Below are 14,759 nucleotides of genomic sequence, written 5' to 3' on the forward strand. Positions count from 1 at the left end.
CCGGGGCGCCCCGGATTCGATCATGTCCAGCAGGTAGAACAAGGCGGTCGGGGCGTTGCCGATCGCGACGACGGCACCCTCGAGTTTGCTACCCCACAATTCGAGCGCGGCCGCCGAACGGGTGTTCCCGATCTGCTCCGCCAGCACCGGGACCCGGGGGTCGCGCAGCGTGCAGAGCACCTCGTTGTCCGCGGGGAGACGCTTCCGGGTCACGCCTGCCGCCACCATCTGCGCGTCGCACAGGATCGGGGCGCCGCCCGCCAGCGCGGCGCGGGCGGCCTTCACGACACCGGGGGTGAACGCGACGTCGTCCACGAGGTCGACCTGACCGCTCGCGTGGATCATGCGGACCACGGCCTGCGAGACGTCCTCGGGAAAGGCACTGAGATCCGCCTCGGCGCGGATCGTGGCGAAGGACTGGCGGTAGATCTCCGCGCCGTCTCGGATGTACTCGATCATCCGCTCACGATAGAGGCACCGCGGTCAGGGCCCCTCCACCCGGTAACCCGTCTCCGTGGCGACGACGTCGGCGACCTCCCCCTTGGGCCGCCCACAGCACCGCTCGCAGCCCGACCAGTGCTGCCGGCCCTCCACCGGGAGTTCGCCGCGCGCGACGGCATCCCGCGCGTCGGACCGCACGTCGGCGAGCGCCTTCTCGCATCCGGGTTGCCCGGTGCAGGCGCTGACGTACAGCCACGGTGAGTTCTCGTCGAAGATCAGGCCCATCGGGGCGAGGACCCGGACCACCTGCTCGGCGGACCACTCGTCGAGATCGCACAGCAACACCGATTTCCACGGCGTGACGATCACCGGCTTCTCGACCGCTGCGAGGAACTCCGCCAGCCGGGCGTCGAGGATCCCGAACGCGAGGCCACCGCCGAGGGTGACGTCGCCGTCCGGTTGGTCCAGCCACCCGATCGGCGGCCGATGCTCGTCGAACCCGCTCACCGGGTCGGCGGTCGGTGCGAGCGTCAACGCCGACAGGACCCGTTCGACCCCCTCGGCGATCTCGGACAGCCGCCAGTGCCGATCGCGCAGCTCCAGGAAGACGCGGGCAGCGTCGAGAAGCACCGTCACCGATTCCGTCGTGGTGATCCGGGCGCCGCTGTCGCGACCGGCGAGAACCAGGGCGACCTCCGTCTCGCTCACCGCATGGACGCCGAAATCGCCGCCGAGCGCCGAGACGTCGCCGCGCCCGTCGTCGAGGGTGAACAAGGTGCGCCCGGGCAGGTCCGCCAACGCGGCGTCCGCGCACAACGTCCGGTCGAGTTCGTCGACCAGATCCCGCAGGTCCGCGAGACCACCGATTCGGCCGGTCAGCGGCGAGACGAGGATGTTGCGGACCCGCTCGTGCGTCTCCGACGGCAGGAGACCTGCGTCGGCGAGCCGGCGGGCGAACTCCTGGGGGTCGCGGACCGCCCGCAATTGCGCGTTGCCGCGGGAGGTCAGTTCGATCTCGCCGTTCCCGAGGTCGCGGGCCGATTCCGCGAGGGTCTGCAGCTGGGTGGAGGTCAGCACACCTCCGGGGAGGCGCACCCGGGCGAGCGCGCCGTCCGCGGCCTGGTGGACCTGCAGCGCGCCGGGGCATGCATCGGGGCGGGAACGGGAGTCGACCATGGTCCCAGGTTACGTCCGGCCCCGGGTAGCATCTCCAGCACTTGCGACAGCAGGAGAGGAAGCCGGTGAAAATCCGGCGCGGTCGCGCCACTGTGAGCTCGCCGAAACCGGTGGGCGAGCCAGACCCTCACCTGCCGTCCTCCGACCTACGGTTCCGCACAGAACCACTGCCACGGGGCGCGACACCCCCAGGAAGGCTCGACTCGTGATCCTGCTGCTCTCCACCTCCGACACCGACCTGCTCAGCGCACGCGCCAGCGGGGCGGACTACCGCTGGGCCAACCCGGCACGGCTGCTGGTCGAGGAGGATCTGCCGGGACTGCTCGACGGCGCCGACCTGGTCGTGGTGCGCATCCTCGGCGGCCGCAGGGCGTGGGAAGAGGGCCTCGACACGGTCCTCGCCAGCGGACTGCCGGTGGTGGTCCTCGGCGGCGAGCACGCCCCGGACGCCGAACTGATGGAGTGCTCGACGGTCACCGCCGGTGTGTCGGCGGAGGCGCACAACTATCTCGCCGAGGGCGGCGCCGACAACCTCGCCCAGCTGCACCACTTCCTGTCGGACACCGTGCTGCTGACCGGACACGGATTCGAGGCGCCGATCCACCTGCCGAGCTGGGGTGTCGCGCCGTTCGCTCCCGATGCGAACCCGGACCGCCCCACGATCGCCGTTCTCTACTACCGCGCCCAGCACCTGGCCGGGAACACCCGCTACATCGAGGCGCTGTGCGACGCCGTCGACGCGGCGGGCGGCACCCCGCTGCCGATCTTCTGCGCGTCGCTGCGCACCGCCGAACCGGAGTTGCTGAACACGCTGCGCCGGGCGGACGCGATGGTGGTCACCGTGCTCGCCGCCGGTGGCACCAAGCCGGCCGGCGTCTCGGCCGGAGGTGACGACGAGGCGTGGGACGTCGCCGCGCTGGCCGCGCTGGACGTGCCGATCCTGCAGGGACTGTGCCTGACCAGCAGCCGTGAGTCGTGGGAGTCCAACGACGACGGATTGTCGCCGCTCGACGTCGCCACCCAGGTCGCGGTCCCCGAGTTCGACGGCCGGCTGATCACGGTGCCGTTCTCGTTCAAGGAGATCGACGCGGACGGTCTCTCCACCTACGTTCCCGACGCCGAGCGCGCCTCCCGGGTGGCGGGCATCGCCGTCCGGCACGCCCGACTCCGGCACATCCCCGCATCCGACCGCCGGATCGCTCTGATGCTGTCGGCGTACCCGACGAAGCACGCCCGAATCGGCAACGCCGTCGGTCTCGACACGCCGGCCAGCGCGATCCGGTTGCTCACCGAGATGCGGGCCGCCGGATACGACCTCGGCCCCGCGGACGGGCCGGATTCCGTGCCGGGTCTCGCGGCCCAGGACGGCGACGCGCTGATCCATGCCCTCATCGCCGCCGGCGGTCAGGATCCGGACTGGCTGACCGCGGAGCAGCTCGAGGGCAACCCGATCCGGATCTCCGCCGCCCGCTACCGCGAGTGGTTCTCGGCGCTGCCCGCCGAACTGCGCGAGGGCGTCGAGGAGCACTGGGGGCCGGCGCCGGGCGAACTGTACGTCGACCGCTCGCAGGATCCCGCCGGTGAAATCGTCATCGCCGCAATGCAGTTCGGGAATCTCGTGCTGATGGTGCAGCCGCCGCGCGGATTCGGGGAGAAGCCGGTCGCGATCTACCACGACCCGGACCTGCCGCCGAGCCACCACTACCTTGCCGCCTACCGGTGGATCGCCGCGGACGCCGCCGCCGGCGGTTTCGGCGCCGACGCCGTGGTCCATCTCGGCAAGCACGGCAACCTCGAATGGCTGCCCGGCAAGACACTCGGCATGTCCGCGTCGTGTGGCACCGACGCCGCACTCGGCGACCTGCCGCTGATCTACCCGTTCCTGGTCAACGATCCGGGGGAGGGCACGCAGGCCAAGCGCCGTGCCCACGCGACCCTCGTCGATCACCTGATCCCGCCGATGGCCCGCGCCGAGAGCTACGGCGACATCTCGCGGCTCGAGCAGCTCCTCGACGAGCACTCGAACATCTCCGCGCTCGACCCGTCCAAGCTGCCGGCCATTCGCCAGCAGATCTGGACGCTGATGCGCGCCGCCAAGATGGACCACGACCTCGGACTGGAGGAACGGCCCGACGAGGACGTGTTCGACGACATGCTGCTGCACGTCGACGGCTGGCTGTGCGAGATCAAGGACGTCCAGATCCGTGACGGCCTCCACATCCTCGGTGCGGCCCCCCGCGACGACGCGGAGGTCGAACTGGTGCTCGCGATGCTCCGTGCTCGGCAGATGTGGGGCGGCGAGCAGAACGTCCCCGGACTCCGCGAGGCGCTCGGCCTCAGCGAGGACGGCGACGAATCCCGTACCCGCGTCGACGACATCGAGCAGCAGGCGCACGCACTGGTGCAGGGCATGCACGACGCCGACTGGAACCCGGACGCCGCCGACACCCTCACCGACGACGCCACCGTCGCGAAGATCCTGCGCTTCGCCGCCACCGAGGTGGTGCCCCGGCTTCGCGAGACCGACAACGAGATCGCCCAGGTGCTGCACGCGCTCGACGGCGGATTCATCGCCGCCGGGCCGAGCGGTTCGCCGCTGCGCGGGCTGATCAACGTGCTCCCGACGGGCCGCAACTTCTACTCCGTCGACCCGAAGGCCGTGCCGTCCCGGCTCGCCTGGGAGACCGGCCAGGCGATGGCCGAATCGTTGCTGGACCGCTACAAGTCCGATCACGGAGAGTGGCCGCGCTCGGTGGGTCTGTCCGTGTGGGGCACGTCCGCGATGCGCACCTCCGGCGACGACATCGCCGAGGTCTTCGCGCTCCTCGGTGTGCGCCCGGTGTGGGACGAGGCGAGTCGCCGCGTGGTGAACCTCGAGGTGATCGACCTCGAGGAACTCGGCCGGCCGCGCATCGACGTCACGGTCCGGATCAGTGGCTTCTTCCGGGACGCGTTCCCGCACGTCCTGGCGTTGCTGGACGACGCCGTCCGGCTCGTCGCCGCGTTGGACGAACCGGCGGAGAGCAACTTCGTCCGCGCCCACGCGCAGGCGGATCTCGCCGAGCACGGCGACGAACGGCGCGCGACCACCCGCATCTTCGGGTCGAAGCCGGGCACCTACGGGGCCGGGCTGCTGCAGCTGATCGACTCCAAGAGCTGGCGCGGCGACGCCGACCTCGCCGACGTGTACACCACGTGGGGTGGTTTCGCATACGGCCGTGGACTCGACGGCGCCCCCGCCGCCGACGACATGCGGACCGCATACCGTCGAATCACCGTGGCGGCCAAGAACACCGACACCCGCGAACACGACATCGCCGACGCCGACGACTACTTCCAGTACCACGGCGGCATGGTCGCCACCGTGCGGGCGCTCACCGGAAAGTCGCCCGAGGCATACATCGGCGACAGCACCCGGCCCGAGTCGGTGCGCACCCGAACCCTGTCGGAGGAGACGTCCCGAGTGTTCCGCGCCCGCGTCGTGAACCCGCGGTGGCTCGAGGCGATGCGCCGCCACGGCTACAAGGGTGCGTTCGAGATGGCGGCCACCGTCGACTACCTGTTCGGATACGACGCCACCACCAACGTCGTCGCCGACTGGATGTACGAGAAGCTCGCCGAGTCCTACGTGCTGGACGACCAGAACCGCAAGTTCATGGAACAGTCCAACCCGTGGGCCCTGCACGGCATCGCCGAACGCCTGCTCGAGGCGGCCGAGCGGAACATGTGGGAGCACCCCGAGCAGCAGACCCTCGACGGCCTGCGGCAGGTGTACCTCGAGACCGAAGGCGAACTCGAAGGAGACTGACGAACCGTCCGGCTCCGCGGTTCGGTCTAGCATGGGCCCGGTGACCACAGAATTCGACCGGGTGTCGTCCGCGAAATATGTCCTGCTCACCACGTTTCGGAAAGACGGCACCCCGGTGGCGACACCGCTGTGGGCCGCCGCCGACGGTGACCGCCTGCTGATGTGGACGGTCACCGACTCCTACAAGGTCAAACGTATCCGCCGCAACCCGGAGGTGACGGTGGCCGCGTGCGATGCTCGCGGCAAGCCGAAGGGACCCGAGGTTCCCGCCCGCGCGGTCATCCTCGACGCCGCCGGCACCGATCACACGCGGGACGTGATCGCCCACAAGTACGGCATCCTCGGCTGGCTCACGATGAAAGGCAGCCTCCTGCGCCGAGGAAAGACCGGCACCATCGGACTCGCCGTCACGGCCGACGACCGGCGTGGGTGACCGGATATTCGAGGGTCGATTCGGCGCGCCCACCTAGGGGTCGATGTGCTCACCCTCGGGTGAGTGAAGGTGACCCCAGGGGGCCTGGTGGCGTTTAGGTGCGGGGATCACGGTGGGTATGTCCCGTAGACGGGAGTATCACCATGAACCACCACATCGCCCTGCGTCGTCGCCTTGACCGATCAATGCGATCGCGGCGCGTGAACGTCCCACGTAAGGGCACGCACGCCGTCGTCATCGGCGGCAGCATCGCCGGGCTGCTCGCGTCCCGCGTCCTGGCGGACTACTTCGGTACGGTCACGATTTACGAGAAAGATCACCTGGTCGACAGCGCCGAGCCTCGTATGGGAGTTCCGCAGGGCCGTCACGTCCACAGCATCTGGAAGCGCGGCCTGAGCCTGATGGAGGAGTCCTTCCCCGGTCTCACGTCCGAACTGATCGAGGGAGGATCGGCCGAAGTCGAAATGACGTCGGACTTCGCCTGGTACCACCGCGGCGTGTGGAAGCTGCGGGTACCGAGCGGGATCTTCATCACCTGCCAGACCCGACCGTTCCTCGAATGGCACATCCGTCGGCGGGTGCGCGAGATCTCCAACATCGATCTCGTCGATCGTTGCTACGTCAAGCGATTCGTCGCCGACGCCACGGCGCAGCGGGTCACCGGGGTGGCGGTCCAGTCGCGCCGAGCCGGCGCCACCGAGGAGATTGTGTCCGCCGACCTGGTGGTCGATGCGAGTGGTCGCGGCTCCCGGACGCCGCGCTGGCTCGAGGAGTTGGGGTACGGCCGACCCGAGATGTCGGTCATCGACGTCGATGTCGGCTACGCGACACGCTTCTATGCCCGGCCGCCGCTCGACGATTGTCCGTGGAAGGCACTGATCGTCGCACCCACACCGCCGGACGGAACACGGTTGGGTGTCATCTTCCCTGTGGAGGGGCAGCGCTGGATCGTGATGCTCGGCGGCTGGAACGGTGATCACCCGCCGCGCGACGATGATGGCCTTCTCGAGTTCGCGCGCAACCTCGAGGCGCCCGACATCTACACGTTCATGCGCGAGGCGGAGCCCTTGACACCGATCGCGGGGTACAAGTTCCGCGCCAACGTCCGCAGGCACTATGAACGGATGCGCCGTTTCCCGGGCGGTCTGATCGTGCTCGGCGACAGCCTGTGCAGCTTCAACCCGATCTACGGCCAGGGAATGACGACCAGCGCCCTCGATGCGATGACGTTACGGGAATGTCTCGAACGGGCTGTCCACAAGGGTGAGAGCTTCGATGCGATGGCCCACCACTTCCTGAAGAGGGTGCCGAGGAGGCTCGAGGCGCCGTGGCGGATGGCCGCCGGCGAGGACATGAACTGGCCTGGAACACAGGGTGATGCGCCGTTCGGAACCCCCTTCATGAACTGGTACTTCGGAAGGGTGCACGCTTTGGCGGCGCGTGATCCGGAGGTGCTGGTCCGTTTCGTGCGTGTGGCGAACATGATCGATTCGCCGGTCCGGATCTTCCACCCCAGAGTCCTGGCGCCGGTCTTCACCCGATCGACGCGGGTCGCGCCGAGTCCGTGACCCCAACGCCCTGTGGGAGCGGCATTCCTCGCACTTAAGAGGTGAGCCATACCTAAGTTGTTGGTAGGGTTCGCGCGTGCCCACAGAACATGACCTCTCGGCAGTCCGTGGCTTCACCCGCATTCCGCGTGAGCGGTCTGCAGCTGTCACCTTCGTCGCCCTGCTCCTGGGCGTGTAGCTGCTGGCTGCCTGCGGATCGGCGACCGGCGAACCCGACTCCAGCGCCGCGCCCGGCGAGACGTACACCGTCGAGCACGTCTACGGCACCGAGGTCCCGCGAAATTACGAACGGGTCGTTTCGGTCGGCTACACCGACGATCAGACGATGCTCGCGGTTGCGTCAAACCCGTGGGCATGGTCGACCAGTATCCGGCCGGCGACACCCCGGACCGCAAAATCTCCTGGCCGTGGGTCGCGGAGCGGTGGGCAGGAACGGTGCCCGAGGTGGTCATGACCAACGGCGAATCGTTGAACTTCGAGAAAGTCGCTGCGCTGCAGCTGGATCTGATCGTCGGTGTGTACTCCGACATCACCGAAGGCGACTACCAGCGACTGAGCGCGATCGCCCCCACCGTTGCATGGGCGCCGGACGTCGCCGACCCTTTCGCGGCCCCCTGGCAGGACACCGCCCGCCAGATCGCGAAGGCCCTCGGCAAGGAAGACGAAGCCGAGGCGTGTATCGCCGAGATCACCGATGGCATCGCCCAGGCGAAGGTCGATCATCCCGAGTTCGGGGGCCAACGGGCTGTCGCGTTCAGTTGGTACGACGCTGCCCTCGCCCCGTTCGCGTCGACCGACGTGCGCGGGAAGCTGCTCACCGACCTCGGCTACCAGCAGGTTGCCGAAATCGACCAGGCGGCCGGCGACAAGTTCTACACCACTCTGTCGCCGGAGCAGGCCCACCTGATCGACGTGGACCGGGCCTTCTTCATCGGGGACGCCGCCGACCGCGCCGCGCTGGAGGCCGATCCGATGTTCACCTCGCTGCCGATCTACCGCGACGGCCGCGTCACGTTCTTCGCCGACTCCGAAGACCCGCCGGTGGGCGCTGCGCTGTCGCAGAGCACAATCCTGTCCCTGCCCTACGCCATCGATCAGGTTTCGTGATCGGCTGAACAAGCCGACAACGTTGCGGTCACGAGTATGCCGTCGCAGACACGCCATTCGGAGGGGCGTCCCTATGTCGTCGCCCATGTTGCGGTCGCCCTGGACGGGGCCTCGACGGGCTTCGAGCCGGATGTGGGCCGGTTCTACGAACTCGCCGCGACCTGGAGCGAAGACGTGACCCCGGTGGGGGCGGACACGATTCTGGCGCAGGAGCACGCGTTGGCTGCCGCTCCCCGCCCCGGGCCGGTCGAAGGCGGGCCGCTGCTGGCCGTTGTCGACAGCCGGGGACGCGTCGGGGACTGGGTGTGGGAGGCGCTGCGGGACATCGGACACTGGTCGGGGTGCTCGCGTTGCACGCCGAGGCCACGCCGCTCGCGGCGGTGGCCGGGCGGTGCCGGAGTTGGTGACAGGTACCGAACGCGTGGATCTGGCTGCTGCGCTGAAGATCCTCGGCGGGCGCGCCGGCGTGGATGTCGTGCGGGTGGATAGCGGGGGTGCGCTGATCGGCGCTCTGCTCGGCGCGGGATTGCTGGATGAGGTGAGTCTGCTCGTCCACCCCCGGCTTCCCGGTGTGCGCACAGATCGTCTGTGGCACGGATCGGCACCGGCAGCGATCCGATTCGACTCATCGCGAGCCGTGCATTCGACGACGGCCTCGTCTGGCTCCGCTACCGGCCCGCGCGATGAGGGAGCGGGTCGGCTTCTCGCGGAACGGGTATGCGGTACCGCATCTTCGGTGAACGGTCAGGCGAGTGCGCGGAGGTGCTCGGCGATCATCCGCTGAGCGGTTTCCGGGGTGTCGGTGTCGCCGAGCAGGACGTGCATGGCCGCGCCGTCGACGAGTGCGTGCAGGCGCATCGCCTCGGTGTCGACGTCGGTGTCGGGTGCGATCAGGGCCCGTTGGGCGAGGCCGGTCAGGATCGCGGCGCAGGCACCACGGAGTTGCCGTTGGGCGTCGAGGGCGATGTCTTTCAGTAGGGGATGGGCGGGGCTTTCCGCGACGAGGGCGAGGTTCACTTCCATTTCGCAGCGTCGGCGGTCGTCGAGCGGAAGAACTTCGTCCAGCACCGCGAGGGCGCGCTGCCACGGGTCGGTGATCGAGGCGTGGGCCTGTGCTCGTTCGCGGACACGCGTTGCGACGAGCCGCATCGAATAGGCGAGGAGTTCGGCCTTGCTCGCGAACACGTGTCGGAGCGATCCGCTCGAGATTCCGGCCTCGGCGGCCACATCGCGTACGGAGACGGCGCCGATGCCCTCGCGTTGGATCACCCGCCACACGGCCTCGGCGATTTCCTGCTGCCTTCGGTCGTGGTCGATGAGCTTCGGCACGCCTCCATGTTAACACGGTCGTGCTAGCATGCCCCTTGTTGGCACGATCGTACTAACAAGTACTGAAGGGGCTGAAGGCATGACGTCGCAACTGTCGAGTTCCCACCGCCATGCAGCGCTCGACGTCATGCGCGGTGCGGCCATCCTGGGCACTCTCGCCACCAACATCTGGATCTTCACCAACGTCGAGGGTCTGGTGGGGTACATCGACGGCACCGGAAGAGCCACCGGCGGCTGGGCCCCCGTGCAGGCTGTGCTGCAGCAGTTCGCGCAGGGCAAGTTTCTCGGCCTGCTCACCATCATGTTCGGCATCGGACTGGTGATCCAGCAGCGTTCCGCGCAGCGACGGGGCCGGCGGTGGCCGGGTGGCTACCCGTGGCGCGCGGGGCTGCTGATGCTCGACGGAGCACTGCACTTTCTGCTGTTCACCGATTTCGACGTCCTGACCGGATACGCCCTCACCGGATTGATCGTCGCCTTCATCCTGACCACAGGCATTCGCGCGCAACGCGTCTGGATGGCGTGTGCGGTGACCGTCCACGCGGCGATGCTGGGCCTCGTCGTCGCGGCGTTGTCCTCGGCGCCCGTACGAGAGCCTCAGCCGCTGTCGCCGAACCCCTATGCGGACGGCAGCTTCTGGGATCTCGTCGTCTTCCGCGTCGACCACGCGTTGCTGTTCCGGCTCGAGGTGCTCTTCATCCTCCCGCTGTCGATCGCCCTGTTTCTCGTCGGCGCACACCTCTACGGTGCGCGCGTCCTCGACCCGGACCGCGGCGACTTGCGTCGCCGACTGATGGTCGCGGGCCTGGCAATCGCACTTCCGCTGGACTTCGCGCTCGGATTGTTCGGCGGAGACGCAGGCCTGATCCTCGGCAGGTACGGGACCGCTCCGGTGGTGGCGTTGGGGCTACTCGCCGCGATCGCGCACCGCTACGCGGGCGGGCGCGAACCCGGCCCGGCCGGCCGGGCGCTCTCGGGAGTCGGCCGCACTGCGCTCAGTTGCTATGTGCTGCAGAACATCCTGTGCTCGATCGTCTGCTACGGCTGGGGATTCGGCCTCGCGGCCCGGTTGAACGGCGCCACCGTCGTTCCCGCGACCATCGTGTTGTTCGGTGCCGTCTCGGCCACCCTGATCGTCGTGTCACGCCTGTGGTTGCGGCGGTTCGATCGGGGGCCACTCGAATGGCTCACGCACCGGGGCTACCAACGTCTCACCCGGGCGGACAGGAACGGAGTCACCGCGCCAGCAGTGTCGTCCATTCCTTGAACTCGAGGGCGTACGACGGTGCGGGCGTCGTCACGGAGGGGCACGGCTGTCGCCGGGTCGCCAACTCCACCAACGACTTCGCTGCCCGCATCACGCTGACGTGGTGATGCCGGGAGACGTCGAGCAGCTCCTCGAACGCCTCGGCGTCGCCGTAACCGCGGGTCGCGATGAGGATGCCTTTCGCGGTGGCGAGAACCTCGCGTCCGTCGGGGTGACGGTGCGGAATCGAATGTGCGGGCGGTGCGGCCTCGAGTACGTCGTTCGACACTGTGATCTCCTGGATTGTGGTGCTTCGCTGATGTCTCGGCGCGGTCATACCGCTGCCACCATCAGGGCCGTGGCGAGGACGACGATCAGTCCTCCTGTCGCGGCGGCGAGAACTGAACCGGTGATGATGCCGATTCCGGTGGCGCAGACGAGGCAGACGAACGTCGTCAGTGCCACGTCGGCGAGAGCAAACCGTCTCGTGACCTTGGTGTGGTCGTGAAGCAGTTCGCGGGTGGTGGTATCGGAGTGCATGAAACCTCCTGGTCAGACGGGCAAGGGACGTACTCGGCGCATGCGCCGGTCACGCGGCGCTACGGTGAGTTTCGGCCCCGTTCTCTGGAGACCTGAATATGACATGCGCGGCGAAACGGCTCTGGAGTGAGCAATCTCATATGCGCGATGTCTGCAGCATTTATAACGGAAACAGTACGGGCTGTCACCTAGACGAGCGTCCGCATAGGATCCGCGCCTCAGAGCGCCTTGCTGACCGACGACATGTGGAAGTCGGGGACACGTAACGGCGGCATCGCGGTCCGGGTGAACCAGTCCTTCCATTCCCGGGGCAGCGTCCGCTCGGTGGCTCCGCCCTGGGTGACCCTCCGCAGCAGGTCGAGGGGGCTCTCGTTGAACCGGAAGTTGTTCACGGCGCCCGTGACCTTCCCGTTCTCGACGAGGTAGACACCGTCCCGCGTCAGTCCCGTGAGCAGCAGGGTGGCGGGGTCGACCTCCCGGATGTACCAGAGGGTGGTCAGCAGCAACCCCCGTTCGGTCTCGGCCACCATCTGGTCGAGCGACACCGAGCCGCCGGCGTCGAGGATCAGATTGTCGCCGGGCACGGTCACGTCGGCACCGAATTCCTTCGCCGCCGCCCGCGGGTACGCGAGCGCATTGACGGTGCCGTCACGGATCCAGTCGACCCGGCCCGCGTCCATCCCGTTGTCGAAGACGGACACGGATTCGGACGACGACCCGGTGACGACGAACGGTGTGTATTCCACGCCGAGCGCGGCCGGATCGGAATAGAGGGTGAGGGGAAGTGCACTCAGCTTCTCCCCGATGCGGGTGCCGCCGGGCGCAGACAGGGCGGAGTGCCCTTCTTCCGCGGCCCGGCCTTCCATGGTCCACATGAGGTAGATCATGAGGTCCGCGACTGCGGACGGCGGCAGGATCGTCTCGTAACGGCCCGCGGGCAACTCCACCCGGTTGCGGGCCCAGTCGAGGCGTGTCGAGAGGTCCTGGAGCAACTTCACGCTGGCCACATCCGTGAAATCCTTGGTGCTGGTGCCCACCCAGGCGCTGGCGTCGCCGCGTTTGCCGTTGATCTCGACCGACCCGGTCGGCTGGGCGAACCGGCGCCGGATCCCGGTCGACGTACCCAGCCAGGTCGTGTGCAGCTGGTGGTGGGCGAAACCGTAGAGCTGGTCGCTGCCGTCGAAGCCCATACTCAGATCCTGGGCGAGTTGTTCGAACGCGCCGATCTCGGTGCGCTCCGCCGAATCGTCCCACCGCTCGTCGGTGTCGGTACCGGTGAGCAACGGCATCGCGTCGGACGCGGGTGTGGCTGCGCGGGCGGCGATTTCGGCCGAGCGGACCACGCCGTCGATGTCGGCGGCGTCGACGGACGCGGACGTGACGATGCCGACCTTCGCGTCCTCGCCGGCCCGGACGATCGAGATGACGGTCCAGCTGCGCGACGTCGACACGCCGTTGGTGGTCATCGAGTTGCCCGCCCACCGCAGGGACGCCTCGCTGGCATCGGTGACGATCACGATGGTTTCGTCCACGGTGGCCCGGGCGAGGACCTGCTCGACGAGCTGCTGCGGTGCGATCATCGGCCGCCTTCCGTCCGAGTGTTCAGTACGTTGACGCCGCGGAAGAGTGCCGACGGGCAGCCGTGGCTGACGGCTGCGACCTGGCCGGGCTGCGCCTTGCCGCAGTTGAAGGCGCCGCCGAGCTGCCACGTGGAGCGGCCGCCGACGGCGTCCATCGAACCCCAGAAGTCCGTGGTCGTCGCCTGGTACGCGACGTCGCGGAGTTGGCCGTCGAGTTTCCCGCCGCGGATGCGGTAGAACCGCTGACCGGTGAACTGGAAGTTGTAGCGCTGCATGTCGATCGACCAGGATTTGTCGCCAACGACGTAGATGCCGTCTTCCACACCGGAGATCAGGTCGTCGGTGCTGCGATCGGCGTCGGGATCGGGTTGCAACGACACGTTGGCCATCCGCTGGATGGGGACGTGGTGTGGCGAGTCGGCGTACGAGCAGCCGTTGGAACGCTCCAGCCCGAGCCGGGGCGCGAACGCCCGGTCGAGTTGGTAGCCGACGAGAATCCCGTCGGCCACCAGGTCCCAGGACTGGGTTTCGACGCCTTCGTCGTCGTAACCGACTGTGGCGAGACCGTGCCGTTCGGTCCGGTCGGCGGTCACGTGCATGATCGGCGTCCCGTAGCGCAGGGTGCCGAGCTTGTCGGGGGTGGCGAACGACGTGCCGGCATATGCGGCCTCGTAGCCGATGGCGCGGTCGTACTCGGTGGCGTGCCCGATGGATTCGTGGATGGTCAGCCACAGGTTGGTCGGGTCGATCACGAGGTCGGTGGGACCGGGCACCACGGTGGGGGCCTTCACCTTCTCGGCCAGCAGGTCCGGGATCCGGGCGAGTTCGTCGGTCCAGTTCCACACCCCGTCGCCGGCGACGTACTCCCATCCGCGGCCGACGGGGGGAGCGAGGGTGCGCATCGTCTCGAACACGCCGGCCGACTGGTCGACGGTGGTGGCTTCGAGTTGCGGATGCAGCCGCACCCGCTGCTGCACGATGGACGAGCCGGCGAGATCGGCGTAGAACGTCTGCTCCTTCACCTGCAGGCATCCGGCGGTGACGTGGTCGACGCCGTCGGAGGCGAGGAGCCTGCGGGAGTATTCACCGAGCAGCGAGATCTTGTCCGAGGCGGGAACTTCGAACGGATCGACGTCGTAATCGGACACCCAGCGGACGTCCGCGTGCACTGGTTCGGCGGCGAGTTCGACGTGCTCCCGGTTCAGTCCACGCAACGCGCGGGCGACGGCGACGGCCTGGTCCGCGGTCGCGGCGGCGGTCGCCGGGGTCAGCTCGGCATGCGAGGCGAAACCCCAGGTGCCGTCGACGACGACCCGCACCGCGAAGCCGAGTTCGCTGGTGTCCACCGCCGACTGCACTTCGCCGTCGCGCAGCCGCAGCGACTGGCTGGTGAGCCGATGCACCCGCAGGTCGGCGTGCGACGCGCCCGCCGCACGGGCAGCGGCGAGCGCCGCGTCCGCCAGCGAACGCAGGGGGAGGGCAAGGAATTCCGGATCAACCTGTCGTGGAGCCGTCACCTGGACCACCGTAG

General features: G+C 68.5%; 13 protein-coding genes and 1 riboswitch. Of the genes, 6 read left to right on the forward strand and 7 right to left on the reverse strand.

The window, feature by feature from the left end; genetic code table 11:
* Positions 1-459 (reverse strand): precorrin-8X methylmutase (locus AZG88_RS07555; RefSeq protein WP_061697357.1); only part of this gene is annotated, 459 nt, incomplete at its 3' end.
* Between the two features lie 24 nt (positions 460-483).
* The gene (cobG, locus tag AZG88_RS07560) at positions 484-1,617 is read right to left on the reverse strand and encodes a precorrin-3B synthase (RefSeq protein WP_005246396.1); all 1,134 of its coding nucleotides are present in this window, start codon (positions 1,615-1,617) and stop codon (positions 484-486) included.
* 6 nt (positions 1,618-1,623) lie between these two features.
* Positions 1,624-1,766, forward strand: a riboswitch (cobalamin riboswitch).
* 56 nt (positions 1,767-1,822) lie between these two features.
* Here cobG and cobN point away from each other — a divergent pair.
* The 5 genes from cobN (at position 1,823) to AZG88_RS53405 (ending at position 9,317) form a co-directional block, all read left to right on the forward strand.
* The gene (gene cobN, locus AZG88_RS07565; protein WP_061697358.1) at positions 1,823-5,425 is read left to right on the forward strand and encodes a cobaltochelatase subunit CobN; all 3,603 of its coding nucleotides are present in this window, start codon (positions 1,823-1,825) and stop codon (positions 5,423-5,425) included.
* Positions 5,426-5,456: 31 nt separating this feature from the next.
* A complete protein-coding gene (locus tag AZG88_RS07570; RefSeq protein WP_005246394.1) occupies positions 5,457-5,858 on the forward strand; it encodes a PPOX class F420-dependent oxidoreductase in 402 nt (133 codons plus the stop codon).
* Between the two features lie 200 nt (positions 5,859-6,058).
* Positions 6,059-7,426 carry an FAD-dependent oxidoreductase gene (locus tag AZG88_RS07575; protein WP_231913868.1) on the forward strand — a complete coding sequence of 456 codons (1,368 nt, stop codon included), beginning with the start codon at positions 6,059-6,061 and terminating at the stop codon, positions 7,424-7,426.
* A gap of 354 nt (positions 7,427-7,780) precedes the next feature.
* Complete coding sequence (locus AZG88_RS07580; protein WP_231913870.1) at positions 7,781-8,533, forward strand: ABC transporter substrate-binding protein; 753 nt, start codon at positions 7,781-7,783, stop codon at positions 8,531-8,533.
* 466 nt (positions 8,534-8,999) lie between these two features.
* Positions 9,000-9,317, forward strand: coding sequence for a hypothetical protein (locus tag AZG88_RS53405; RefSeq protein WP_231913871.1), 318 nt, complete (start codon positions 9,000-9,002; stop codon positions 9,315-9,317).
* Here the strand turns inward: AZG88_RS53405 and AZG88_RS07590 are convergent.
* The gene (locus AZG88_RS07590) at positions 9,278-9,862 is read right to left on the reverse strand and encodes a TetR/AcrR family transcriptional regulator (RefSeq protein WP_005246388.1); all 585 of its coding nucleotides are present in this window, start codon (positions 9,860-9,862) and stop codon (positions 9,278-9,280) included. The two genes, AZG88_RS53405 and AZG88_RS07590, sit on opposite strands and share 40 nt — an antisense overlap.
* A 79-nt stretch (positions 9,863-9,941) precedes the next feature.
* On the opposite strand from AZG88_RS07590, the gene AZG88_RS07595 reads away from it, so the two are divergent.
* Positions 9,942-11,129: a DUF418 domain-containing protein gene (locus AZG88_RS07595; protein WP_061697361.1), complete on the forward strand. Its 1,188-nt coding sequence runs from the start codon at positions 9,942-9,944 to the stop codon at positions 11,127-11,129.
* On the opposite strand, the gene AZG88_RS07600 is transcribed toward AZG88_RS07595, so the two are convergent.
* From AZG88_RS07600 to AZG88_RS07615, 4 genes are all read right to left on the reverse strand, one after another.
* Positions 11,098-11,445, reverse strand: coding sequence for an ANTAR domain-containing protein (locus AZG88_RS07600; RefSeq protein WP_061040909.1), 348 nt, complete (start codon positions 11,443-11,445; stop codon positions 11,098-11,100). The two genes, AZG88_RS07595 and AZG88_RS07600, sit on opposite strands and share 32 nt — an antisense overlap.
* Complete coding sequence (locus AZG88_RS07605; RefSeq protein ID WP_005246380.1) at positions 11,442-11,648, reverse strand: hypothetical protein; 207 nt, start codon at positions 11,646-11,648, stop codon at positions 11,442-11,444. Before AZG88_RS07605 ends, AZG88_RS07600 begins: the two co-directional genes overlap by 4 nt.
* A 218-nt stretch (positions 11,649-11,866) precedes the next feature.
* Complete coding sequence (locus AZG88_RS07610) at positions 11,867-13,228, reverse strand: metallopeptidase TldD-related protein (RefSeq protein ID WP_061697362.1); 1,362 nt, start codon at positions 13,226-13,228, stop codon at positions 11,867-11,869.
* Positions 13,225-14,745, reverse strand: coding sequence for a TldD/PmbA family protein (locus tag AZG88_RS07615; protein WP_025432602.1), 1,521 nt, complete (start codon positions 14,743-14,745; stop codon positions 13,225-13,227). The genes AZG88_RS07610 and AZG88_RS07615 overlap by 4 nt, the downstream gene beginning before the upstream one ends.
* Positions 14,746-14,759 lie beyond the last annotated feature (14 nt).

The organism is Rhodococcus sp. LB1, assembly GCF_001583455.1.
In the GTDB taxonomy this organism is placed as follows: Bacteria; Actinomycetota; Actinomycetes; order Mycobacteriales; family Mycobacteriaceae; genus Rhodococcus_F; species Rhodococcus_F opacus.

What these genes read in the sequence shown, in the direction of transcription:
- cobG (WP_005246396.1), bottom strand. Translation starts at nt 1,617, where the DNA reads ATGGTCGACTCCCGTTCCCGCCCCGATGCATGCCCCGGCGCGCTGCAG.
- AZG88_RS07570 (WP_005246394.1), top strand. Translation starts at nt 5,457, where the DNA reads ATGGGCCCGGTGACCACAGAATTCGACCGGGTGTCGTCCGCGAAATAT.
- AZG88_RS07580 (WP_231913870.1), top strand. Translation starts at nt 7,781, where the DNA reads ATGGTCGACCAGTATCCGGCCGGCGACACCCCGGACCGCAAAATCTCC.
- AZG88_RS07595 (WP_061697361.1), top strand. Translation starts at nt 9,942, where the DNA reads ATGACGTCGCAACTGTCGAGTTCCCACCGCCATGCAGCGCTCGACGTC.
- AZG88_RS07600 (WP_061040909.1), bottom strand. Translation starts at nt 11,445, where the DNA reads ATGACCGCGCCGAGACATCAGCGAAGCACCACAATCCAGGAGATCACA.
- AZG88_RS07605 (WP_005246380.1), bottom strand. Translation starts at nt 11,648, where the DNA reads ATGCACTCCGATACCACCACCCGCGAACTGCTTCACGACCACACCAAG.
- AZG88_RS07610 (WP_061697362.1), bottom strand. Translation starts at nt 13,228, where the DNA reads ATGATCGCACCGCAGCAGCTCGTCGAGCAGGTCCTCGCCCGGGCCACC.